The 22,405-nt window shown below is 60.9% G+C and carries 21 protein-coding genes; 7 read left to right on the forward strand and 14 right to left on the reverse strand.

Annotation, left to right across the window (positions count from 1 at the left end):
- Positions 1-8: 8 nt before the first annotated feature.
- From HMPREF2678_RS08420 to HMPREF2678_RS08435, 4 genes are all read right to left on the reverse strand, one after another.
- Positions 9-689 carry a GNAT family N-acetyltransferase gene (locus HMPREF2678_RS08420; protein ID WP_051879631.1) on the reverse strand — a complete coding sequence of 227 codons (681 nt, stop codon included), beginning with the start codon at positions 687-689 and terminating at the stop codon, positions 9-11.
- A gap of 83 nt (positions 690-772) precedes the next feature.
- Positions 773-2,164, reverse strand: a complete 1,392-nt coding sequence (locus HMPREF2678_RS08425) for a PhoH family protein (protein WP_034994221.1) — start codon at positions 2,162-2,164, stop codon at positions 773-775.
- 280 nt (positions 2,165-2,444) lie between these two features.
- Positions 2,445-3,110 (reverse strand): hypothetical protein, encoded by a 666-nt coding sequence (locus HMPREF2678_RS08430; RefSeq protein ID WP_034975524.1) that lies wholly within the window; start codon positions 3,108-3,110, stop codon positions 2,445-2,447.
- Between the two features lie 122 nt (positions 3,111-3,232).
- On the reverse strand, positions 3,233-3,997 hold the full coding sequence (locus HMPREF2678_RS08435; protein WP_141747088.1) for a substrate-binding domain-containing protein: 765 nt from the start codon (positions 3,995-3,997) through the stop codon (positions 3,233-3,235).
- 37 nt (positions 3,998-4,034) lie between these two features.
- Between HMPREF2678_RS08435 and HMPREF2678_RS08440 the strand changes: the two genes are divergently transcribed.
- Together HMPREF2678_RS08440 and HMPREF2678_RS08445 are read left to right on the forward strand one after the other, a co-directional pair.
- Complete coding sequence (locus tag HMPREF2678_RS08440; protein WP_034967250.1) at positions 4,035-4,403, forward strand: DUF5997 family protein; 369 nt, start codon at positions 4,035-4,037, stop codon at positions 4,401-4,403.
- Between the two features lie 713 nt (positions 4,404-5,116).
- A complete protein-coding gene (locus HMPREF2678_RS08445) occupies positions 5,117-6,292 on the forward strand; it encodes an acyl-CoA dehydrogenase family protein (protein WP_034967254.1) in 1,176 nt (391 codons plus the stop codon).
- A gap of 19 nt (positions 6,293-6,311) precedes the next feature.
- On the opposite strand, the gene HMPREF2678_RS08450 is transcribed toward HMPREF2678_RS08445, so the two are convergent.
- From HMPREF2678_RS08450 to glyA, 3 genes are all read right to left on the reverse strand, one after another.
- Complete coding sequence (locus HMPREF2678_RS08450; protein WP_051891432.1) at positions 6,312-7,112, reverse strand: enoyl-CoA hydratase/isomerase family protein; 801 nt, start codon at positions 7,110-7,112, stop codon at positions 6,312-6,314.
- A 113-nt stretch (positions 7,113-7,225) separates the two neighbouring features.
- The gene (locus HMPREF2678_RS08455) at positions 7,226-7,849 is read right to left on the reverse strand and encodes an isochorismatase family protein (protein WP_034967257.1); all 624 of its coding nucleotides are present in this window, start codon (positions 7,847-7,849) and stop codon (positions 7,226-7,228) included.
- A 92-nt stretch (positions 7,850-7,941) separates the two neighbouring features.
- Complete coding sequence (gene glyA / locus HMPREF2678_RS08460; protein ID WP_034967575.1) at positions 7,942-9,252, reverse strand: serine hydroxymethyltransferase; 1,311 nt, start codon at positions 9,250-9,252, stop codon at positions 7,942-7,944.
- A 172-nt stretch (positions 9,253-9,424) separates the two neighbouring features.
- Between glyA and coaA the strand changes: the two genes are divergently transcribed.
- Positions 9,425-10,342 (forward strand): type I pantothenate kinase, encoded by a 918-nt coding sequence (gene coaA / locus HMPREF2678_RS08465; protein WP_034967261.1) that lies wholly within the window; start codon positions 9,425-9,427, stop codon positions 10,340-10,342.
- A gap of 45 nt (positions 10,343-10,387) precedes the next feature.
- Here the strand turns inward: coaA and HMPREF2678_RS08470 are convergent, their stop codons facing one another.
- From HMPREF2678_RS08470 to mca, 3 genes are all read right to left on the reverse strand, one after another.
- The gene (locus tag HMPREF2678_RS08470) at positions 10,388-11,158 is read right to left on the reverse strand and encodes an isoprenyl transferase (RefSeq protein WP_034967266.1); all 771 of its coding nucleotides are present in this window, start codon (positions 11,156-11,158) and stop codon (positions 10,388-10,390) included.
- Between the two features lie 10 nt (positions 11,159-11,168).
- Positions 11,169-11,615 carry a hypothetical protein gene (locus tag HMPREF2678_RS08475; protein WP_051894035.1) on the reverse strand — a complete coding sequence of 149 codons (447 nt, stop codon included), beginning with the start codon at positions 11,613-11,615 and terminating at the stop codon, positions 11,169-11,171.
- A gap of 63 nt (positions 11,616-11,678) precedes the next feature.
- Positions 11,679-12,608 (reverse strand): mycothiol conjugate amidase Mca, encoded by a 930-nt coding sequence (gene mca / locus HMPREF2678_RS08480; RefSeq protein ID WP_083303451.1) that lies wholly within the window; start codon positions 12,606-12,608, stop codon positions 11,679-11,681.
- Positions 12,609-12,718: 110 nt separating this feature from the next.
- Here mca and HMPREF2678_RS08485 point away from each other — a divergent pair, with 110 nt between their 5' ends.
- Both HMPREF2678_RS08485 and greA read left to right on the forward strand, forming a co-directional pair.
- Positions 12,719-13,156 (forward strand): DUF4307 domain-containing protein, encoded by a 438-nt coding sequence (locus tag HMPREF2678_RS08485; RefSeq protein WP_034967274.1) that lies wholly within the window; start codon positions 12,719-12,721, stop codon positions 13,154-13,156.
- A gap of 130 nt (positions 13,157-13,286) precedes the next feature.
- Positions 13,287-13,808, forward strand: coding sequence for a transcription elongation factor GreA (greA, locus tag HMPREF2678_RS08490; RefSeq protein ID WP_034967277.1), 522 nt, complete (start codon positions 13,287-13,289; stop codon positions 13,806-13,808).
- A 776-nt stretch (positions 13,809-14,584) separates the two neighbouring features.
- Here greA and HMPREF2678_RS08495 read toward each other — a convergent pair.
- Entirely contained in the window at positions 14,585-15,490 is a 906-nt protein-coding gene (locus tag HMPREF2678_RS08495) for a Bax inhibitor-1/YccA family protein (RefSeq protein WP_043014692.1), read from the reverse strand.
- A gap of 218 nt (positions 15,491-15,708) precedes the next feature.
- Between HMPREF2678_RS08495 and HMPREF2678_RS08500 the strand changes: the two genes are divergently transcribed.
- The gene (locus tag HMPREF2678_RS08500) at positions 15,709-17,310 is read left to right on the forward strand and encodes a succinic semialdehyde dehydrogenase (RefSeq protein WP_034994231.1); all 1,602 of its coding nucleotides are present in this window, start codon (positions 15,709-15,711) and stop codon (positions 17,308-17,310) included.
- Here the strand turns inward: HMPREF2678_RS08500 and HMPREF2678_RS08505 are convergent.
- The 3 genes from HMPREF2678_RS08505 to HMPREF2678_RS10660 form a co-directional block, all read right to left on the reverse strand.
- A complete protein-coding gene (locus HMPREF2678_RS08505; protein ID WP_070551968.1) occupies positions 17,307-18,005 on the reverse strand; it encodes an SDR family oxidoreductase in 699 nt (232 codons plus the stop codon). The genes HMPREF2678_RS08500 and HMPREF2678_RS08505 overlap by 4 nt on opposite strands.
- Before the next feature lie 119 nt (positions 18,006-18,124).
- On the reverse strand, positions 18,125-19,810 hold the full coding sequence (locus tag HMPREF2678_RS08510; RefSeq protein ID WP_371325844.1) for a bifunctional ADP-dependent NAD(P)H-hydrate dehydratase/NAD(P)H-hydrate epimerase: 1,686 nt from the start codon (positions 19,808-19,810) through the stop codon (positions 18,125-18,127).
- The gene (locus HMPREF2678_RS10660; protein ID WP_083303452.1) at positions 19,719-20,048 is read right to left on the reverse strand and encodes a deoxyribodipyrimidine photo-lyase; all 330 of its coding nucleotides are present in this window, start codon (positions 20,046-20,048) and stop codon (positions 19,719-19,721) included. Before HMPREF2678_RS10660 ends, HMPREF2678_RS08510 begins: the two co-directional genes overlap by 92 nt.
- Before the next feature lie 154 nt (positions 20,049-20,202).
- Between HMPREF2678_RS10660 and HMPREF2678_RS08515 the strand changes: the two genes are divergently transcribed.
- On the forward strand, positions 20,203-22,302 hold the full coding sequence (locus HMPREF2678_RS08515) for an acyltransferase family protein (protein WP_034975500.1): 2,100 nt from the start codon (positions 20,203-20,205) through the stop codon (positions 22,300-22,302).
- The last annotated feature ends 103 nt before the right edge of the window (positions 22,303-22,405 follow it).

Here is a 22,405-nt window from a genome sequence, read left to right on the forward strand (position 1 = left end):
GGGGCTACTTACTCGCCAGCGGCATCGTCCTTGGAGTGCTCCAGGTTCTGCTGGTAGTACTCCCAGGCGGGGCCGCCTTCCAGGATCTTCTCCATAACCATGTTGTGGCGCCACTTGCCCTTCTTCGGGCCGTAGTTCATGTGGGACATGCAGTGGAAGATTCCCACCTGCTCGAAGCCACGGGACAGGTGCAATCGCACGGAGCCTTCGTTCTCCGGGAAGATGCTGGAGTGCATCGCCCAGTGGCCCTGGTCGGCGGCATCCTTGAGCAAGCGATCTAGAAGGTTCCCCGCTACGCCCTTTCCGGCAGCGTCCTTGTGGACGTAGATCGAGTCTTCCAACACTCCGTCGAAGACGTCGCGGTGACTGGCGGAAGTGGCGGTGATCCACCCCAGGATCTTCTCCCCGTCGTCACCCAGCCCCGCTGCCTGAGCCGCTGCGGGGTCAGTGTCGATGGCAACGAAGGAGAGTTCGGGCAGGCGGTGGCGCATGAAGTCTTCCCACGCTTCCGGCGCGTTTTCTTCAAAAGTCGCCTCACCAGTATCCATTCCGGTCTGCAGAATGGCCTGCACCTGTGGGTAGTCCTTTTCCTCCATCAGTCGGATGGAGATTGCTTGCTTGGCACCTTTGTCCGTGCCATTACCGGCGCTATCCTGCGCAGAGTTGCCTGCGGTATTCGCGGAAGTCATGGAAGAAATTGTGCCTCACAAGCTACGGTTTGCGCCACCTGACCGGTGGTAGCTCTCAGCGAACTAGCCCTTTCTAGACCTTTCTAGCCCTTTTCCAGCAGGTTCGTAACCAGCTCCGCGATCGCCGAACGCTCGGAACGGGTCAGAGTGATATGCGCGAACAGAGGGTTGTTCTTGAGCTTCTCAATCACCGCCTGGATGCCGTCGTGACGGCCAACGCGCAGGTTGTCGCGCTGCGCTACGTCGTGGGTCAACACCACCCGGGAATTGCGCCCCAGGCGGGACAGCACGGTCAGCAGTACGTTGCGCTCCAGCGACTGTGCCTCGTCCACGATCACAAAGCTGTCGTTCAGGCTGCGGCCGCGAATGTGCGTCAGCGGAAGCACTTCCAGCAGTCCTCGCGCGTCGATCTCCTCCAGAACGTTGTCGCTTACCACGCCCTCCAGGGTGTCGTACACCGCCTGCGCCCAGGGGTTCATCTTCTCGGACTCGCTGCCCGGCAGGTAGCCCAGGTCTTGGCCACCAACTGCATAGAGGGGGCGGAAAACGACAATGCGCTTGTGTTCTCCGCGCTCCAGCACAGCTTCCAGACCCGCGCACAGCGCCAGGGCGGACTTACCCGTGCCGGCCGAACCGCCGAGGCTCACAATGCCCACCTCGTTATCTAGAAGCAGATCCAGGGCAATTCGCTGCTGGGCGCTGCGGCCGCGGATTCCAAAGGCCTCCAGGTCAGTGGGAACCTGGCGCACCATGCCGTCTCCCATGGAGCGTGCCAGCACGGATTGGCTGCCTGCAGTGAGCTGCAAGCCGCAGTGGATCGGCAGTTCGTCGACTTCTTCCCCGTCGACGGTCAGGGCGCCCGAGATATCGGCCTCTCCCACGTCGTAGAGCTCGTCGATAATGCCGGAGGGCACCTCCGCCCGCGCCATACCGTTGTAACCGGTCAGCACCACGTCCTGCGCGTGGTACTCGTCGGCGTCCAGACCAACCGCACCAGCCTTCACGCGCAGCGGCACATCCTTCGTCACCAGGGTGACGTTGTGCCCTTCCGCGCGCAGGTTCAGCGCACACGCCAGGATGCGGTGATCGTTTTGTTCGCCCCGCAGCCCCGTGGGCAGTACGGATTGGTCAACGTGGTTCAGTTCTACCTGGACGGTGCCACCCATGTCGTTGACGATGCTGGGCATGTCCAGCCGGCCGTGCTCCTGGCGGAAGTCCTCGAGCATGCGCAGAGCCTGACGGGCGAACCATCCTAGTTCCGGGTGGTGGCGCTTGCCCTCCAGCTCACTGATAACGACGACGGGGAGGATGATGCGGTGTTCCGCAAACTTGATCAATGCCCAGGGATCGGACAGCAACACCGAGGTGTCGAGGACGTAAGTGCGTAGGCCAAGCTCTGCGTCGGAATGAGCGTTCATTGCCTCTTCAGCCTGGAAGTTCTGATGTGCCTGATCGGTGGGCGCAGCGGAAGTCATGGAGGTGGTGCTCCTTGTAGGGATTAAGAGTTAGTTAACCCGGACGTTCCACGCCGCAAAAGCTACGCTTTACATCCGGGGAATGCGGATGAGGTGGGTAGGTGTGACTTGCTTCGGACACCCTCGACGCTAGGGGCGCTGCATGGAAATTACATTGTTGTTAGATGAACTCTGGGTAAACATGAAAAAGCCCCAGGATCGGAGGCATTTACTGCCCCTCACCTGGGGTTGTCAAGTTCTACTTGAAGGTTAGAACTTCCGGCGTTCGCCGCGCTTTTTCTTAGCGCTTCTCGATCGTGTCGGTGAACTTGCCGGACTCATCCTTAGCCCACTTGATGGTGCCGTTCTCGAAGGACTGGGTCCAGCCGTTGGCTGCGTCGCCCTTCTCCGGGCCGGTCGGCAGGCCGATCTCGTTATCCAGGCCACCACCGTTGACCCAGGTCTCGCCAATCTTGCCGATAACCGGAACTGCACCGTGGCCCTTAGAGTTGGCGATCCAGCCCTTCTCGAAGGTAGCCAGGGAGCCGTTCTTGCCCTCGGTGTACTCGGTCAGCTTGCCGAAAGCGCCGGACTCGCCGCCCTCGTTATCCCAGGCGGTCTTTACGTCCTTTGGCAGTTCAACCTCTTCACCATTGGCGGTCTTGACCTTCTCGCCCTCACCTTCAGCGCCACCCTCGGAACCTGCGCCCTCAGCGTCGGCACCCTCGGAGCCCTTAGCGTCAGCACCCTCAGACTCGGAGCCCTTTTCGCCAGTCATGGAGTCCTTAGCCTCGCCGGCCTTCTCGGAAGCAGAAGCTGCTGCATCGCCAGCCTTTTCGGAAGCGGAGTTGGCAGCGTCGCCAGCCTTGTCCTTAGCATCGTCGGAGCATGCAGAAACGCCGAATACCAGGGATGCACCAGCGGCCAGTGCTACTGCGGAACGACGGAAACGCTTGTTGGAGTTCATTAATTTAAACCTTTCTCTTTGCACTTCGCATTGCGCGAAAGCACTACCCACCCATTCCTAATCACGGCCTTGAGGAAATGCACGTGCCGTGCATGATCTTTAACTCAATTGCAATCGTTTCTTTATCTACGCTTAGCTGTCCGCACAGCCTTTTTCTTCGCCGTTTTCTGCACTCGACCTGCCTTTTTATTGACGCCACCGCGCCCCCGACTAGCCGCCTGTCGCGAACTGCCCGCTGTGCGTCCTTTACATATCCCAACGAAGTCCTGAATGACGTCATTGTCAGATTCGACTCGCCACATTAGGGCTACGCGAGTGCGCGGGCACGTGGTGGCGTCAATACCAAAAAGATCCCGGTGCACTACCCCGCCTTGGTTAATTCCGCGCAGCAGTGGGCGCGGCGCGATAGCGATACCAACATTGGCAGCGACAACCTGAAGAGCTTCGCGCAATGCGGCGATATCGTCCCAGCCGTTAGCCGGAGTGACATACATCAGCTTCTCATCGACGAGCTCACTGTAGTCAATGGCCTCCATCACCTTGGCCGGGTGGTCCTTCGGGGCGGCGACCCCGGTCTGCTCTTCATAGAGGGCGACCTCATGCATGTCCGCCGGGCGCTCATACCCCTCGGCTGGCAACCGCACTAGAGCCACATCCGCCTGCCCCGCGCGGACATAAGCCAGCGGATCATCGGTACCTGCGCTGGCAACCTTCCACCCCGGTGTCCTCTCGTCGAAGCGCCGGAACCATTTATCCGGTTGCACTCCCGTGCTAAACACAACCTTCAGATGCCGCTGCTGGTTCACGCGCTGGCGCTGACGGGGCTGCTGGTGCTGGGTTGGTTTTTGGGTTCGCTGCTGATTCTGCGAGGCGGAAGCTTCGGGCATGGAACCAATAATAAGGCGCTTCATTAGAATGATGGTCATGACTGACGCTAATCCGAGTACCAAGTCCGGGCCACCCATGAAGCCCGCCACGGCAGCCAAGAAGCTGGGGATCTACCTTCCCGCTACTCCGCAGGAGTTTCAAGACACACCCCTGAGCCACGAGCAGTTCGTGGAGCTGCAGAAGAACCCGCCCGAGTGGCTGCAGACTCTGCGGCGCGAAGGGCCACACCCACGCCCGGAGGTGGCGCGGAAGTTGGGCATTAGCATCACGTCTTTGAAGGCTAACGATATGGATAAGCCGCTCACCACGGCGGAAATCAAGGAGCTACTGGAAAAGCAGCCCGAGTGGCTGCGAGAGGCTCGGAATAAGCTGGCGACCGAGCGGACGGAGACGCCAGCGTCATAAAGAGAAAGGCGGGGATGAGCCCGATACATCGGACCCTTCCCCGCCTTTCAACTTTATGTAGTTTCCAATGGTGACGAGCCATCAAAAACCCTTCGCCCGATACAGCGACCAGGTGACGAGTCTGGCGCCATACGTTGGCCGGACGAAACAACCACAACACTCGGGGTGAAGAAGCCCCTACCGGCACCTACGCACTTCGGGGAGAAGAGAGAAAACCCTTAACGCGTAAGTGTCTGCGCCGGCAGCTTTGAACTCCTTCGCGAGCATTGCAACATATTCCACAACTGCAGTGCGCCTCAGGTGACTAGCCTGCGACACATCTGCGAGGTTAGCCAAGCCTCACCTGAGTTGTCAATACTTTTGCAACATCTTTGTTGTTTAAATAAATGACCAGGGTTTTTGCAGAACTTTGAGGTACCCCAATCCAGGTGGGGGTAGTTAGCGCCACAAAGCAAGACGACAGTGCTAAAGAATCGGTGTATATTCGCCCGCGATCTGGGGGATTTCTTGCACTTCTACACCTAAAAGATGCTATTCTCATAAGCAATGCAGAGATGCACGTCACACTGCTGGCGTAAAATCGAACTGCGACACAAGAAATCTCAATAGCCGACATTGGTACTTCGAGAACTGGCTAGGTTTACACGCGGGGTTACAAGGCCTTCGTGCTGGCCAGCGCACGAATCACCACCGTCTTGGTTTGAAAGGAACCCATGAAGAACTTCCTGCCACGCAACATTTTCGAAGAAGAGCACAACATGTTCCGCGAGGCCTGCGCGGACTTCGTGAAGGCCGAGATCGCCCCGAACGTTGACCGCTGGCACGAGCAGGGCTACTGCGACCGTGAGATGTACCAGAAGGCCGGCCAGCAGGGCCTGCTGGGCATGATGGCTCCGGAGCAGTTCGGCGGCGGCGGAATGGAGAACGACTACCGCTTCAACGCTGTGCTGACCGAGGAGCTGGCAAAGGCTGACTCCGGTTCCGTGATCGTGGGCATCCAGACCATCAACGACCTGGTCATCCCCTACCTGCAGCGCTTCGGCAACGACGAGCAGAAGGAGCGTTTCCTGAAGCCGCTGTGTGCTGGTGAGAAGATCGCCGCACTGGCAATGACCGAGCCGGGCGCAGGTGCTGACCTGGCTGGCATCCGCACCTTCGCCAAGAAGGACGAGAACGGCGACTACATCGTCAACGGTGCGAAGACCTTCATCTCCAACGGTGTTCAGGCTGACTTCACCCTGCTGGTCGTCGTGACCAACCCGGAGAAGGGTCGCGCTGGCGTTTCCATGTTGATCGTCGAGGACGGCATGGAGGGCTACACCAAGACCGGCCCGCTGAAGAAGGTCGGCCTGAAGTCCCAGGACACCGCCGAGCTGTCCTTCGAGGACACCCGCGTCCCGAAGGAGAACCTGCTGGGCGAAGAGGGCGCTGCCTTCGGCTACCTGCGCACCAACCTGGCTCAGGAGCGTCTGTCCATCGCCGTGGGCTCCATCGCTACCTCCCGCCGCGCATTCGACCTGGTTTACAAGCACTCTCAGGACCGCAAGACCTTCGGTCAGCGCCTGATCGACCACCAGGCTTACCGCTGGGAGCTGGCCAAGATGGCTACCAACATCCAGACCTCCCAGTCCTTCGTTGATGCCTGCATCATGGAGAAGGTAAACGGCACCCTGGACGAGGTCACCGGCGCGATGGCTAAGTACCAGACCACCGAGCTGCAGATCGAGGTTGTTAACGAGGCTCTGCAGCTGCACGGCGGCTACGGCTTCATGCTGGAGTACCCGATCTCCACGCACTACCTGGATTCCCGCGTGCAGCCGATCTACGGTGGCCCGAACGAGATCATGATCGAGATCATCTCTCGTCGCCTGGCCAAGGGCGAGAAGTAAGGTTTAGCCCCTTAAGCCCCTACTCCCCCTTAAACTGCGGTGGTCGCTTTCCTACGAAAGCGGCCACCGCTTCGCTATGGTCGGCGGTGTTAAACAGACGCAGCTGTGCCTCTGCCTCCGCCGCTGCGGCCTCGTTGATGGCTGCAGCGTTCTTCACCAGCGCCTTCATTTCCTTGTATGCCGCAGTCGGGCCACCGGCAAAAGACGCGGCTAGCTTCTCTGTCGCCGCCTCCAGCTCTGTGGGCTCCACCAGGTTCTCCACCAGCCCCAGTTCCAATGCTTCCTCGGCGGGCACCTTGCGATCCATCAGCAGCAACTGCAGCGCCTTCGCACGCCCCACGCAATCCACCAGAGTCTTCGACAGCCCGGAATCTGCCGCCAGCCCCACGCCGGTGAATGCGCCCTTAAAGGACGCAGCCGTGGACATCACGCGGAAGTCGCACGCCATCGCCAAACCCCAGCCAGCGCCCGCTGCCGGCCCCTGCAGCGCGGCGATCGTTGGCACGCTGATGCCGGCGAGCAACTCAACCATCGGGTTGTACTCCTCCACCACCTTTTCCATGCCGGTGCGGTTCTGTGTATCCTGCAGCTGTTCCTTGAGGTCCTGCCCAGAGCAGAATGCCTTGCCAGCCGCACGCAGGACGACAGCGCGCACTGCGGAGCCGAGTTCCTGCGAGTCTTTCTGTGCATTCCGGAACGCGTCGATCAACGCCAGGCGCAGCGCCTTGTCCAGGGAGTTGTATGCCTCTGGCCGGTTGATGGTGATGTAACGTACGCCGGCCTTGTCTTCGACCAGCACAAGATTGTTGTTTTCGCTCATGTTCTTCACGCTACGTGGCGTGGCCGCAGAGCGTCGTCTTTTCTGGCGGTTTTCTCTATGGACGCCCCCTCGCGCCCCCGCTCCCCCTCATGCCCCGCCGAAGCGGGGGATGACTAGCGTGGTTGGGCGATGACCTCAGCGCCAGCTGCCCTGAGGGCGTCCAAAGCCTTAGCTGCACCATCCTCGCTGACGGCAGAGCAGAGCTCTTCCACCACAGTCACGCCGAAGCCAGCCTTCAGGGCATCTTCGGCGGTGGCGCGCACACAGAAGTCGGTGGCGATGCCGACGATGGTGACATGCTCGATTTCTAACGAATTCAGCCACTGCTTCAGCGTTTGCTCTTCCCGCGCCAGGTGGCCTTCAAAGCCGGAGTAGGCAGCGGTGTATTCACCCTTGTGGAACCAGACGTCCACGAGCTCGGGGTTGAGTTCGCCACAGACCTGCGCACCGTGGGTATCGGCCACGCAGTGCACCGGCCAGGTGTTTTCGTAGTCCGGTTCCTCCCCTTCGGGTGCGAAATGCCCCTGGGGGTTGATGTGCCAATCCATTGTGCCGGCGATCAGAGGGCGGGAGTTGATCTCTGCGCCCTCTTCCGCGTCGGCGCCCAATACCTCGCGCAACCAGGCATTAATCCCCCGCGCGACCTCAACACCGCGGGCGGTGCCCAAAGAACCGTCGACGAAATCGTTTTGAACATCAACGACGATGATTGCTTCGCGCGAGTGGGTGCTGACCATTTCTCGAATCTCTCCTACTTCCCCAATAGGGTTCACCCCGGCAAGGACTAGCCCAGCGGGGACTAACCCAACGGGAATTAACCCAACGGGAATTAAACCAGCTTCCAGTCTTCCAGGCCGTCGTACAGCGGGAAGTCCGCAGCGATCTTGTCCACGCGGGCGCGCAGGGCGGAAACGTCGGCGTTACCGGCCAGAGCCGTACCGATGATGTCCGCAACCTCGGTGAAGGCCGCGGAATCCAGGCCACGGGAAGCCAGCGCGGAGGTACCGATGCGCAGGCCGGAGGTAACCATCGGCGGGCGCGGGTCGAACGGCACAGCATTGCGGTTGACGGTGATGCCAACCTCGTGCAGCAGATCCTCACCCTGCTGGCCGTCCAGCTGGGAGTTACGCAGGTCGACCAGTACCAGGTGGACGTCGGTGCCGCCGGTGAGGACCTGTACGCCAGCGTCCTTCGTATCCTGTGCATTCAGACGCTCAGCGAGGATCTTGGCGCCTTCCAGGGTGCGCTGCTGACGGTCGCGGAACTCGTCAGTCTGGGCCACCTTCATGGCCACTGCCTTCGCGGCCACGGCGTGCATCAGCGGTCCGCCCTGCTGCCCCGGGAATACGGAGGAGTTCAGCTTCTTGGCGTACTCCTGCTTGGCCAGGATCATGCCGGAGCGCGGGCCACCCAGCGTCTTGTGAACGGTGGTAGAGACAACATCGGCGTGCGGAACTGGCGACGGGTGCAGGTCAGCGGCAACCAGGCCAGCGAAGTGAGCCATGTCCACCCAGAGCTTCGCCCCAACCTCGTCGGCAATGGACTTGAAGGCAGCAAAGTCCTGGTGACGCGGGTACGCGGACCAGCCGGCAATCAGCACCTGCGGCTTTTCGGCAATGGCCTGCTCGCGGATCTTATCCATATCCAGGCGGAAGGTCTCCGGATCCACCTCGTAGGCAGCAACCTCGTAGAGCTTGCCGGAGAAGTTCAGGTGCATACCGTGGGTCAGGTGGCCACCGTGTGCCAGGGACAGGCCCATGATCTTGTCGCCCGGGTTAGCCAGAGCCATCAGCACCGCAGCGTTGGCCTGTGCACCCGCGTGCGGCTGCACGTTGGCAAACTCCGCACCGAAGACCTGCTTAGCGCGGTCGCGCGCCAGATCCTCAATCACATCCACGTGCTCGCAGCCACCGTAGTAACGGCGCCCCGGGTAGCCTTCGGCGTACTTGTTGGTCAGCACCGAACCCTGAGCCTGCAGCACTGCGCGGGGAACAAAGTTCTCCGAAGCGATCATTTCCAGAGTCGTACGTTGGCGGCGCAGCTCGCCCGCAATGGCCTCGGCGACCTGCGGATCGAGTTCCGCCAGAGGAGTGTTGTGCTGTAGCGAGTTCTGAGTAGACGAATTCTGCGGAGAAGTCACGTCGACCAAGGCCTTCCGTTGGGGATGAAAGTTAGTTGCTTATCTGTAGTTGCTTATCTGCCTCACCATCATAGCGAGTCCCCCAGACAAGCTAATCCACTGGTAATGGCAACGCTCGATATTTCCCCCATTCAATTTCACCTCGCCCCATTTTCGGGGCACAATAGGTGCTATGACTTCCCCCAGCCCTTACATTGAGCTGGACCGTACTCAGTGGCGCACACTTAGAAAATCGATGCCCCAGGTCCTCACCGAAGACGAACTGGAACAGCTGCGCGGCATCGGCGACGAGATTGACCTGGAAGAAGTCTCCGAAGTCTATCTTCCACTGTCTCGCCTGATCTTCCTGCGCGTCGAAGCGCACAGGCGCCTTAATGCAGCGACGGAGACCTTCCTCGGTGAGCCAATGCCGCAGATCCCCTACATCATCGGCGTGTGCGGCTCCGTCGCCGTCGGCAAGTCCACCACCGCCCGTGTGCTCCAGGTTCTACTGCAGCGCTGGGAGACAAACCCGCGCGTGGATCTAGTCACCACGGACGGCTTCCTGCTGCCCACCGCAGAGCTGGAACGCCGCCGATTGATGCACCGCAAGGGTTTCCCGGAATCCTACGACCAAGCCGCACTGCTCAGCTTCGTCACAAAGGTGAAGTCCGGCACCCAAAAGGTTCAGGCTCCCGTGTACTCCCACGAGGCCTACGACCGCATCCCCGGGGAATCCATCACCGTCGACCGGCCAGATATCCTCATCGTCGAGGGTCTCAATGTCCTGCAGACTGGCCCGACCCTCATGGTCTCGGACCTCTTCGACTTTTCCGTCTACGTCGATGCTCGCCGCGAGGACATCGAGGACTGGTACATCGACCGCTTCCTGCGGCTCAAGAACACCGCATTCAAGGATCCGAAGGCGCACTTCCACCACTTCGCTAATTTCAGTGATGAAGAAGCCACGCTGGTGGCACGGGAAATCTGGCAGACCGTGAACCTGCCGAACTTGATGGAAAATATCCTCCCCACCCGGGTACGCGCTTCCCTCGTGCTACGCAAGGGGCCGGATCACCTGGTGCAAAAAGTGCGGATGCGCAAGATCTAGCGCGCGCACCTACGCCCACACACCCTAAGCCCTTAGCCTTTAGCCTTACAGGCCGAAGCGCCGGTGTCGCTGCGAATAGTCACGCAGGGCGCGCAGGAAGTCAACGCGACGGAACGCCGGCCAATAGGTATCCGTAAACCAGATCTCCGAATACGCCGACTGCCACAACAGGAACCCGGACAGTCGCTGCTCCCCCGACGTGCGAATCACCAGATCCGGATCCGGCTGGCCGGAAGTGTACATGTGATCTCCCAGCGCCTCTGCGGTGATGGCCTCCGCCATGTCCTCGGGCGCGATGCCCTGTTCTGCCAGCTCCGCCACGAGGGTCTGCACCGCATCCACGATCTCCTGGCGCCCTCCGTAGCCCACGGCAACGTTCACCCGCACGCCCGTGTGGTCATCCGTCTTGGCCTGGTTTTCTTCCAGGCGAACGCGTAGCTGCTCCGGCAATAGTTCTAAGTGGCCAACGGTGCGTAGCTGGAACCCGGCGTCCGAATCTGCCAATTCCTCAGCAACATCGCCAATAATGCTGCACAGCAACGACAGCTCCTCTTTGGAGCGCTTCAAGTTTTCTGTACTGAGCAGATAGACCGTGACGGTCTCAATCCCCAGCTCATCGCACCAACCGCACATTTCCGCGATCTTCTTCGCACCTACGCGGTGGCCGTGCGACACATCCGTGAACCCGTTTTCGCGTGCCCAGCGCCGGTTACCGTCGGCCATGATGGCAATGTGCTTCGGCCGCGGTTTATCGCGCAGCGAGCGCGCCAGGCTCGCCTCATATGCCGGGTAGAGCAGTTGGGGGATGCGGTTCACAGTATTGATCCTACTGCTTCGGCGGTTCTTCGCTGTTTGCGTCCGGCGTGGTGTTCTTCTCGGCGCCCTTCTTATCGACGCCCTCAGCCCGCGCCCGCTCAGCGTCAATAGCGGCGGGGCCAGTCAGCGTGCCGGAGGCGGGAAGGAAACGCTCGTCGGTCTGGGGAACCTCGGTGCGAGCAAACATGGATCGCTTGCCCGCAGTGTCGTCGAATCCCTCGGCCTTCATCGCCGCCTCGAGCTTTTCCGTATCGAAGAGGTCAATTCCCCGGGCATCTGCGAAGGCCCGGCGGCGCTCTAGCCGACGAATGCGCTTGTTCATGGCGAAGCCAATAAGCAACACAACCAGCAGCAGAATGACGATCACGAACAGGCCGATGGGTGCGGCCTTGCCGAACTCGGCGCCCTTCGGGCCGGTGCGCTCGGCCTGCGCCAGGATCCAGGTGGCGGTGTTCATCGCGGAAAACTCCTTCTATTCTTTGCCCATTAACTGTAGTTTGTTCGCCGTCAGCGGGGAAACTTAGACATCGCTGTGGCCTGTGCACGACTCGGCATCAAGACCTGCGAACAAATCCGTTTCCGGCAGCTCGCTGTGCACCCGCGACTGCGCGAGCTCGAACTCCTCGGTCGGCCAGATCATCTGCTGCAGATCCGTGTCCGCCAGGAAGAACGCTCCATTGGGGTCGATCTGGGTGCGGTGCGCGCGCAGCGCATCGTCGCGGCGGGGGAACCACTCGCCGACATTGACCCTGGTAGTTACGCGGGAGAAGATGTCCGGCAGCTGCTTCCACATCTCCAGGTGCTGCAGAACGTGCTCTGGTAGGTGTACTCCCCGCTCATACATGGCGGTGGCCAGGTCCTCGAAGCGTTGACGGATGAAGCCGTGGGTGTAATACAGCTTCTTCACTTCCCACGATTCCCCCAGCTCGGGGTGGTAATCGAGGTCGCCGGCAGCCTCCCAGGCACGCATGGATACAGCATGCACCTTGATGTGATCCGGGTGCGGGTAGCCACCATACTCGTCGTAGGTGATAATCACGTGCGGGCGGAACTCCCGCACTACCCGCACGACGTTCTGCGTGACTTCTTCCGTATCCTCCAGCGCGAAGCAGCCCTCCGGCAACGGCGGCTTCGGATCCCCCTCCGGCAAGCCGGAGTCGACATAGCCCAGCCATTCGTGTTCCACGCCCAGAATGGAGGCCGCCTGCGCCATCTCCTCGCGGCGAACCTCAATCATCTCGCCGATCCCCTGTTCAGCCAGCTGCTGCATCTCCGGGTTCAGAATGTCCCCGCGCTCCCCGCCCGTGCAGGTCAGCACCTTGACCCGGTGGCCCTCGTCAACATAGCGAGCCATGGTGGCCGCACCCTTACTGGACTCGTCGTCCGGGTGCGCGTGGATCGCCAACAAGCGATAACGCGGGGTGTCTGCGGAAGATGTCTTTTCACTCACGTCAATACAATCTACTAGCCAACCTCGCCCTTCCCAATAGAGCCACCAGCGCAAAACGGGCCGGGGACGAAGGCGTCATAAAGAATAGGGTGGGCTAGACTAGAGGCATCATGAAGGCGGCAAGAAACAGCACCCAAGAAGAGCGCTACGGCACAACGCGCAACCAGAAGTTCTCCGGAAAGATCGTCGTGGTGATTCTGGCGCTCATCCTGGCCGGGACGCTTAGCTACGCGGTGACGCAGTTCATGCGCACATCCGATGCCGACGTGACGGCGCAGGAATCTGGCGGCAAGATCGTGTCGGATAACCGCATGACCATGAGCATCGATGTCACCCGCAAAGACCCCGCGAAAGCCGCGTACTGCATCGTCACCGCGCTGGACTACGACAAGAACGAGGTCGGCCGCCGCGAATTTGTGATTCCCGCCGGGGGCGAGGAAGTCACGCGCTTCAGTGTCGACATCCCCACCCGCGAGCGTGGCTATGCCGCCACTGCCTATGGCTGCTCCAGCACTCTGCCGCCGCACCTCAACGCGGACGGTAGCTAAAGCGCCATAGTTAGCGCCCTGGCACCTCGGCGCCGCACGTCTAGGTGCTAGACTTTGCTCGCCTACTGATTAATCTTTTGACGCCCACGTGGATCACCGCGTGAACCCTCAACAAAGACGGGAGAACCCAATGGCTGACAACCAGACCCGCTGGCTTACCCAGGAATCCTACGACCGACTGAATGCAGAGCTGACCGCTCTGAAGGAAAACCGCCCGGTGCTGGCTGCCGAGATCAACGAGCGCCGTGAAGAGGGTGACCTGAAGGAGAACGGTGGCTACCACGCAGCCCGCGAGCAGCAGGGCCAGGAGGAAGCACGCATCACCTACCTGGAGGAGCTGCTGGATAGCGCCACCATCGGTGAGGCTCCGCAGGAGTCCGGCGTGGCACTGGTCGGTTCCGTGATCCACGTGTACTACGACGGTGACGAAGATGATAAGGAGACATTCCTGATCGGTACCCGTGGCCTGGAGTCTTCCAACCCGGACCTGGAGACCTACTCCACCGATGCGCCGCTGGGTGCGGCCATTGTGGGCGCCAAGGTTGGCGAGACCCGCGAGTACCAGACCCCGGCTGGCGACACCGTCTCTGTGACGATCGTCGCCGCTGAGCCTTACGACCCTGACCTGGACGTTCCGCGCGCGGAGCAGTAGTTACTACAGTTACTACTTGGCCGGCACTGGGTGGCTGGCGGCTTTAGCTGGCTGCGGCTTTAGTCGGCTGCGGCTGGCTCCAATTGCGCTGGCTGGCCGTCATTTGCTGCCGGCTTTAGCTGGTTGCGACCGGCGGTAAGCAAGAAGGGCGCCTTCGGGCGCCCTTCTTGCTTTTCTCTGCCTTTCAGGCCTCATTTTCTCTGCCTTTGAGACCTCCCGGCAGGCCCCATTGCCCCTCTCGGAGGGGTTAGATGTCGGAAAAGTTGCAATTTGTTATTGGGGAGCATTCTCACTTACCTAAACCTACAGGTCAGAACGTTTTGTTGCTCACACGTCGTTGGCGGAGATTCTGGTTTTGCAACTTTTCCGACATTTCCCACCCCGCTTCCGTTTCTTGACCCGTTCTTCCCCCTACTCCCTTCCCTTAACCCAATCCTCAAGGGTTTCGTTCCTCAAGATTTCCTCAAGATGTCGCCAATTCCAGACCGCGCCAGGGTGAACCTCGCCAAAACAGAGCTACAGCGGAGTGAATGTCGTTAGAACGGGAATACGTTATTGCAAACCATTAACCACTACAAGAACGTGCAGGTCAGGGTGTTGCACTTTTATTAGGCTGTCTGGCCGCGCTCACGCATTCCCGTTCTAGCGACATTTCCCCGCCCTAGGAGCGAAATCCCCTGCAAACCGGCAGAAAAAAGGGGCTTCCAGTTAACCGGAAGCCCCTCAACTGACAGCGCTTCAGCGCTAGCCCCATGAAGCCTTAGCCTCTAAAAGCGCTAGTCCCTGAAGTAGGACAGCAGGCGCAGGATCTCGGTGTACAGCCAGACCAGGGTAACGGCCAGCCCCATCGCAACACCCCAGGCCATCTTGGACGGCGCGCCTGCGCGGACCAGACGGTCAGCCTGATCAAAGTCCAGCAGGAAGCTCATTGCAGCGATACCAATGCAGACCAGGGAGAAGATGATGGCGATCGGACCACCGTCGCGCAGGATGCCAGCGGAGCCGGTAACCAGCGCGAACACCAGGTTGCCCAGAGCCAGAACCAGAACACCGATCATGGCGCCCACCAGGAAGCGGGTGAACTTCGGAGTTACACGGATAGCACCGGTCTTGTAAACAAACAGCATGCCGATGAACACGCCAATTGTGCCGAGAACTGCCTGGGCGATGAGCATGCCGGCGTCCGTATCACCAACCGCAGCGCCAGAAATCAGGAACGTAAAGCCACCAACAAAGAGGCCCTCGAAGGCCGCGTAGGTCAGAGTGACAGGGGCAGAGTCGTACTTCTTACCGAAAGCCGAAACCAGAACAGCGATCAGGCCACCGATCATGCCGACGAAGGTCAACCCCATCGCCAGCTTGTCGTCATTCAGACCGATGATGAAGTTCACGACTGCCAGGGCGACAATCACGGCCAGGGTGATACCGGTCTTGGTGACAACATCGTCAACAGTCATCGGACGGTCGGCGGCACCTGCCTGGCCGTAGTTGGCAGCATCCTGCATGCCGTAGCCCATTGCGGCGGTCTGCACGCCGCCGTGAGCGGAGGTCGCGTAGGGGTTCATCCCCGGCTGTCCATAACCGCCCTGCTGGGCGTAGCCACCCTGGTTGCCTTGCTGTGCGAATGGGTGCTGGCCCTGATTCTTGGCCAGCGACCCCATGAACGGGTTCGAGCTTTTCATTCTTTGCACTCCATTGTTTTGCTGGTCATTTTTGAAAGCCGGAAGCTACCGGTCGACCCGCGTATGGCCGAAAAGTGAACTTCCGCTGCTGTCGCGTACATCCTACCAACGTCTAAGGCTTCTCAAATGTTCCCGACGCACCCCTCCCGCATATCCGTTTGCTTAGAAATGTTCTAGAACGAACACTTGTTTGCGGTCTTTTAGGTAGTCTCCCAAACATGAAACGAACCAACTACAAGCGCCTTTCTGTCGCCGCTCTGCCTGCCGATCTGGAAACGGAGCTGCGCGACCTCACCACAAACGCCCGCCTGCACAACCTCAACGACGACTACGACGGCAAGCGCCTGGATATCGAAGCCCCGTTCCTGGGCGAGACCATCGGCTGGGTCGCCAGCGGTTCCGCCGAGGACGTGACCGAGGCTTTCCGCTTTGCCCGCCGCGCCCAGCAGTCCTGGGTCCACGTCCCCTTCGCCGAGCGCAAGCGCATCTTCCGCCGCTTCCACGACCTAGTCCTCAAAAACTCCGACCTGCTGTGCGACATGGTGCAGCTAGAGACCGGCAAGAACCGCGCCAGCTCCTTCGACGAGGTCATGGACGTCGCCAACAACGCGCGCTACTACTCCAACAACGTCGAGAAGTTCATGAAGCCCCGCAAGCGCGCTTCGGCGATGTCGATCATGGCGAAATCCATCGAGTACCGCCATCCGTTGGGTGTTGTCGGCCAGATCAGCCCGTGGAACTACCCGCTTTCCCTGGGTATCGGCGATGCCATCCCCGCACTGATCGCGGGCAACGCCGTGGTCGCTAAGCCCGACTCTGCTACCCCTTTCACGTCGCTTTTGATCTTTAAGCTTCTTTTTGACGCCGGATTGCCCCGCGACCTGGTGCAATTAGTTACGGGTTCAGGCCGCGTGGTTGGTAGTGCCATCGCGGATCAGTGCGACTTTTTGATGTTCACCGGCTCGACGGCAACCGGCAAGGTTCTGGGTGAGCAGGTTGGCCGTCGCCTGGTGGGCTACTCTGCCGAGCTGGGTGGCAAGAACCCGCTGATCATCGCAAACGATGCGGACATAAGTTACGCCGCCCGTGGCGCGGTGGATGCCTGCTTCTCCAACTCCGGCCAGCTGTGTGTTTCCATCGAACGTATCTACGTCGAGCGCGCTTCCTACGAGGATTTTGTTGGCACCTTTAGTTCCCGCGTGCAGGCCATGAGCCTGGGATCCGGGTTCGATTGGGAGATCCAGATGGGTTCCCTGGCTTCTGCCGACCAGCTGGCAACCGTGGAGAAGTACGTGGAGGACGCCCGCGAGAAGGGCGCCAACATCATCTGCGGTGGTAAGAAGCGCCCGGACCTAGGCCCGTACTTCTACGAGCCGACGGTGCTTACAGACGTCCCGCAGGACGCGCTGCTGCGCACGGAAGAGGTCTTTGGTCCTGTGGTCTACATCGAGCCGGTCGATGACCTTTACGACGCGATCGAGCTGGCCAACGACACGGACTATGGCCTAAACGCCTCTGTCTTCGCAGCGGATGACACTGCATGGCAGATCGGGCCGAAGATCGAATCCGGTTCCGTTGCCCTGAACGATGGCTACACCTCTAGCTGGGCGGCCATCGATAACCCGATGGGTGGCATGAAGGAATCCGGTGTCTCCCACCGCCACGGCGCGGAGGGCTTGCAGAAGTACACGGCTACGCAGAACGTAACCTCGCAGCGCTTTATGTACTTCCGCGGACCGGAGTCCATCAGCCGGAAGACTTTCTCGAAGATCATGCTCGCCCTGTTGAAGAGCGGCAAGACTTTCCGCCTGCTGCCCTAGCGCCCGTTGACGGGGCGGATAGTCAGCGCCTCGACCATGGCATCGTCTGTCGCGTCGATCGCTAGGCGCACGGCTTTCGCCACGGACTCTGGGCGCAGGAATTGCGTTTCGTCGTAGTCGGCCTCAGCTACCCCGCGGTGCGTCTGGATCTCGCGCTGCATATCCGAATCAACCTTGCCGGGGTGGATGGAGCTCACGCGGATCTTGCCGCGCTGTTCCTCCCGCAGGGCATCCGTGTATGCCCGCAGCGCAAACTTCGTCGTGGCGTAGGGGCCGAAACCCACGCTGGAGCGGTAGCCTGCGCCGGAGTTGATTGTCACCACGGTGCCATGGGCCGCTTGCAGGGCGCCCAGCAAGTGCCGGGTGAGCTCCGCGACCGCGAACAAATTGATCCCGAAGGCGTGTTTCCACTGTTCAGGCGTGGTTTCCGTGACCGGATCGTGCGCCACCACTCCCGCGGAATGCACCAGGACATCCAGACTTTCCAGCCCCAACTCAACCACCGCCGCCGCAATGCCATCCGTATCGGCCAGGTCCGCCACGAAGCCTTGCGCGCTCGGGAACTGCGCAGCCACGTCGTGGGCGGACTCCGAGCTACCGCCGATGATCAGGTGGTAGTCGTCCTGCAGCTCTCGCGCAATCGCCAGGCCAATGCCTCGAGTGCCGCCGGTAATCAGTGCAATCTTGCGATCCATTGCTCCATTTCCTTTCCTCTTCCCTTCCTCGTTGGGGCTTTCTCTTACTGTTCTTGTCTTTCTTGTTGTTCTTGCTCGCGTCCGAGAGCCTAGCGCTGCGACTTTTAACGCTGTAGCTTCTAGCGCCCAGCAACCGACCCCAACCAAGCCGTCGCATGCGGGATGTGTTGCGCAATCTTCAGCGCCGAGGTCGGTGCGGGGCCGTACGGGGTTAGGGAAGCTATATATGACGCCGCAGCGTGCAGCGCGACACCGACCGCAGCTGTATCTACCACGTAGTCTGCCTCGCTAGTTTCAAATTCGGACTGCCCTGCCTCGGCGTAGCCACCATCGCGGGCGCGCTTGCCCGCATCCCGCGCCACCAGAGCACCCAGGATCCCCGCCAGCACATCGCCGGATCCCGGGGTCGCCGCCCACGAAGAGGCAGTATCGACAACCACCGTGCGCTGCGGGTTAGCGATGATGGTGAAGCGCCCCTTAAGCAGCACAGTGCAGTTCAGCTCGCGGGCCAGACGCTCGGTGGAGGTAATGCGATCCGGCGATTCCTCTGGCAGCCCCGCGGCCTTGGCAAGCCTGTCGAACTCCCCGTCGTGCGGGGTGAGCAGTACGGGGGCGTTGCGCGCACGCAAAGCCTCCAGAACGTCTGGGTTCTTGGCTAAGACGGTGATCGCGTCGGCGTCCAAAACAAGGGGCTGCACCATCTCGAGAACGGCGAGCAATTCCTGCCGAGCGTCGCGATCCGTACCGCGACCAGAGCCGACCATGCGTGCCTGCACCTGACCTGCTGCTCGAACCGTGGGGTGCACGATGACCTCGGGTGTGGTGGCGAGGACGTACTCAGGGTGTTCGCCGATATAGCGCACCATAGAGCTGGTGGTGTTCACCGCTGCCAGGGTGGCCAGCACTCCCGCCCCTAGATAGTCCTTACTACCTGCGCAAATACCTACCACTCCACCGGAGTACTTGTCGTCGGTCGCGCCTGGCTCCTCCGGCAAGGTGCCCGGCAGCGGCTCCGGGGAGGCGAAGGGAAGCACCGACCGCTCCGAGTCGAGGAGTTCCACCGGAGTGTGCCAGAGGCGCGCGGAAGGCTCGGGGCGGGTGTCTTCCCTAGCTGCGAGTTCGGCGGAAAGCAACGAGCGCGAACCATTGTCCAAGCCAATGTCCTCGCAGATCACGACTCCGCAGGACGCGTTCAGGCCGTGGGCACGGCGCAACCCACCGAAAGTAATGGTCGCGTCGGCGTGAACGTGGCGCCCAGGTGCCTTACCCGTATCCGCGACCACGCCGCTGGGGATATCGATGGCCAGAACGCGCGCCCCGGAGCCGTGTTCGGATGAAGCGTGCTCAGCTGTGCTGTGTCGGATCGTGCTGTGTCGAGTCGTGCCGTTTCGGGCCATGCCGTGTCGGACCCTGCTGCGCTGCGCTAAGCGGAGGAAATCGTCAACGTCTGCGGGGATCTCCCCGCGCCCGCCGAGGCCAAACATCCCATCGATGATCACGCCGTAGTGCTCTGTGGCGGCGGCATGGGGCTCGGCGGGCAGATCAACGAAGCGCCCACCGGCAGACGTAAACGCCCGGGCGGCGCGCTGGTGTACGTTGTCGATTCCATCGAGTGCATAAGCGACCACGCTTGTCCCCTGCATCCCCAGAACAGCGCCGGCGTAGAGAGCGTCGCCTCCGTTGCCACCGGGGCCGACCAGCAACATCACGGGGTCACTCGTGTCCGCCAGGAGTTTTTCCGCCACCGTTGCCACTGCATGCGCGGCGGACTGCATCAATTCGTCCTCGTGCTGCTGGCGGGCCAACAGGGCAGACTCGGCGGCACGGATGTCCTCGACTGTGTAGAGAGTGCGCATGACTCCCATGATAGGGATCCGCGGTGCTACATTCCGCGGCGCGATCCAGCCCGGAAGTTGCCTCGCGGATAAAAACCGGTAGAAGCGTAGCACCCCTACGTGAGGCCTCTTCGACAGCCCACGTGAGGGCGTCATTATCAATCAACCGCAGGTCATCGCGGAACCAGATGATCGTTTCCAGCGCCACTGGCTACCTCCGCAAAAGCTCCTTAGAAGTTGCGTAGCATTCCTGCGAGTTTGTTTCCTAAAGACTACCCGAGGGGATAGACTCCGAAGTCTGAACCGATGCGCCGAGTGGCGCACGAACAACCCCCATTTGGATAAAGGTTCCCCTTCGATACATGCCACGCCCGATTAGTAAGAACCAGCAATACGTATCTGGCCTCGACGGGCTGCGGACAATCGCAGTCGCCGTAGTAGTCCTCTATCACCTGCATATTCCCGGTTTCGTTGGCGGGCTCTTGGGAGTCGGCGTGTTCTTCACTTTGTCGGGTTACCTCATCACCGGCAACCTCATGCGCTCCTGGGACACAAAGGGTCACCTGAGTCTGGGCACCTTCTGGTTGCGCCGCTTCCGGCGCCTCATGCCCGCTGTGATCATCACGCTGATCGCCACCCTGATTCTGGCGGCGGCGCTGACCCGCGACAAGCTCACCGACCGCTTCTGGGAGGCACTGTCCAGCCTGTTCTACGTCAACAACTGGCACACCATCTTCCAAGAAAAGTCCTACTGGGATAACTTCGGTGGGCCCAGCCCGCTGAGCCACATGTGGTCACTATCGGTCGAAGAGCAGTTCTACCTGATCTGGCCTCTGCTTCTGCTTGGTCTGCTGCTCGTCACGCGTTCGCGCACCGGTGCGCTGGCTGGATCCTTCCTGCTGACCCTTGCCTCTTTTGCCTGGATGTGGATCGTCGCCTCCCCCGGGATGGATAACACCCGGGCGTACGAGGGCACGGATACGCGCGCGGGTGGCCTTCTGCTGGGAGCCTGCTTGGCGATCTGGCTTTCCTCGCGCCGTGCAGCCGGAAAGTCCACGCAGCCGGCCGTGAAGATTGCGAACCTTTTCGGCTTTATCGGCTTGGCAGGCATCGCTGCGCTGGTGTTTTTCGTCGAGCAGGAGTCGATGTTCCTGTACCACGGCGGGTTGATTCTGCTGACCGTGGCAACAGCTCTGGCGATCTTCGCCGTGCTACACCCGGCAAGCATCTGGAGCGCCGTGTTGGGCTTCGGCCCCATACGCTGGCTCGGCGAGCGCTCGTACGGCATCTACCTCTGGCACATGCCGGTTATCGCCTTCATGCCGCAGACTTGGCTGGAGCAGCACAAGCTGCTGGGCAGCGCCATCACCATCGGTGTGAGCGTAGCCCTGGCTGCCCTCAGCTGGACCTTGGTGGAGGATCCGATCCGCCGAAACGGTGTGATCCCACCGATCAAGGCGTGGCTGCGCAGCCGCAAGGCGGACCGCGAGGTCGGCGACACGTCCGGGGCTGCTTCCCGAGGCATTATCCGCCACCCCTTCCCCGCCTACATCGCTTCCGGCGCCACCGTCATCTTGGCCGCCGTGGTTGCTATTGGTGCGACGCCCATTAGTGTCACCCCCAGCAACGCTCAGCAGGGCGCTGGCACGGGTCAGGGCGGTCATCGTGCCATGGAGCTGAACCCAGCCGAACGCCCCGCCAACGCCGGAGCGGCTGGGGCAGCTGGTGGGGCGAAAAAGCCTGACGCCAACCCGCAGGCTCAGGGGCAGGACAAGGGCAAGGCCAAGGCTTCTGCGTCCTCGCTGACGAGCTGCAAAAAGGTTGTGCACGTGGGCGACTCCACCTCTATCGGCATGTTCTCTACCGACCAGGTAGAGGATCCCAAGAACACAGCGTTTGAAACGTATGTGAAGTATGGAGCCAGCGAGGTCGTGGACAGCGTCTTCGGTGCCCGCGCGACCACGGAAGGCTGGCAATCCCCGGACGGTTCACAGAACTACCCCTCCGCCGTGGATTCCGTGAAGGAGCTGCTGCCGAGCGCCAGTGGCCCCGATACGTGCTGGGTGATTGCAACCGGTGTGAACGACGCTGCGAACATCGCCGCCGGAGCGACGATGGAATCGCCAGAGCGCATCCGCACCATGATGGATCTACTGCGCGACCAGAAGGTTCTGTGGCCGACGGCTACGACCAATACCAACGAGGGTTACTACGCCAAGTCCAACATGGAGACCTTTAACCAGGCTCTGCGGGATGCACAGAAGGACTACCCCAACCTGCGCATTTACGACTGGGCCAGCGAGGCCAAGCCCGAGTGGTTCGCCCTGGATGATTACGCGCACTACGGCGCGAATGGAAACACGCAGCGCGCCCAGCGCTTCGCAGCCGCCCTAGCCAAGGCCTACCCGAAGGACAAGGATGGTCAGCCATCCGACGAACTGATCGTCAACTCCGGGCTGTAATTCTGGGCCGTAATTCTGGGCTGCAACTCGGAGCTTCTCATCCCGGATCAATAACGGCGGCACGGGCTTCGAGCTGGCTGTGACTTGAACCAGCCGCGCCGCC

This window comes from Corynebacterium sp. HMSC058E07 (assembly GCF_001809885.1).
Classification (GTDB): Bacteria; Actinomycetota; Actinomycetes; order Mycobacteriales; family Mycobacteriaceae; genus Corynebacterium; species Corynebacterium macclintockiae.

Coding starts and splice junctions, on each gene's coding strand:
- coaA (WP_034967261.1), top strand. CDS start 9,425: ATGACTTCCCCCAGCCCTTACATTGAGCTGGACCGTACTCAGTGGCGC.
- greA (WP_034967277.1), top strand. CDS start 13,287: ATGGCTGACAACCAGACCCGCTGGCTTACCCAGGAATCCTACGACCGA.
- HMPREF2678_RS08440 (WP_034967250.1), top strand. CDS start 4,035: ATGACTGACGCTAATCCGAGTACCAAGTCCGGGCCACCCATGAAGCCC.
- HMPREF2678_RS08475 (WP_051894035.1), bottom strand. CDS start 11,615: ATGAACACCGCCACCTGGATCCTGGCGCAGGCCGAGCGCACCGGCCCG.
- HMPREF2678_RS08425 (WP_034994221.1), bottom strand. CDS start 2,164: ATGACTTCCGCTGCGCCCACCGATCAGGCACATCAGAACTTCCAGGCT.
- HMPREF2678_RS08500 (WP_034994231.1), top strand. CDS start 15,709: ATGAAACGAACCAACTACAAGCGCCTTTCTGTCGCCGCTCTGCCTGCC.
- HMPREF2678_RS08450 (WP_051891432.1), bottom strand. CDS start 7,112: ATGAGCGAAAACAACAATCTTGTGCTGGTCGAAGACAAGGCCGGCGTA.
- HMPREF2678_RS08455 (WP_034967257.1), bottom strand. CDS start 7,849: ATGGTCAGCACCCACTCGCGCGAAGCAATCATCGTCGTTGATGTTCAA.
- HMPREF2678_RS08505 (WP_070551968.1), bottom strand. CDS start 18,005: ATGGATCGCAAGATTGCACTGATTACCGGCGGCACTCGAGGCATTGGC.
- HMPREF2678_RS08430 (WP_034975524.1), bottom strand. CDS start 3,110: ATGAACTCCAACAAGCGTTTCCGTCGTTCCGCAGTAGCACTGGCCGCT.
- HMPREF2678_RS08495 (WP_043014692.1), bottom strand. CDS start 15,490: ATGAAAAGCTCGAACCCGTTCATGGGGTCGCTGGCCAAGAATCAGGGC.
- HMPREF2678_RS08445 (WP_034967254.1), top strand. CDS start 5,117: ATGAAGAACTTCCTGCCACGCAACATTTTCGAAGAAGAGCACAACATG.
- HMPREF2678_RS08420 (WP_051879631.1), bottom strand. CDS start 689: ATGACTTCCGCGAATACCGCAGGCAACTCTGCGCAGGATAGCGCCGGT.
- HMPREF2678_RS08485 (WP_034967274.1), top strand. CDS start 12,719: ATGAAGGCGGCAAGAAACAGCACCCAAGAAGAGCGCTACGGCACAACG.
- HMPREF2678_RS08435 (WP_141747088.1), bottom strand. CDS start 3,997: ATGCCCGAAGCTTCCGCCTCGCAGAATCAGCAGCGAACCCAAAAACCA.
- HMPREF2678_RS08515 (WP_034975500.1), top strand. CDS start 20,203: ATGCCACGCCCGATTAGTAAGAACCAGCAATACGTATCTGGCCTCGAC.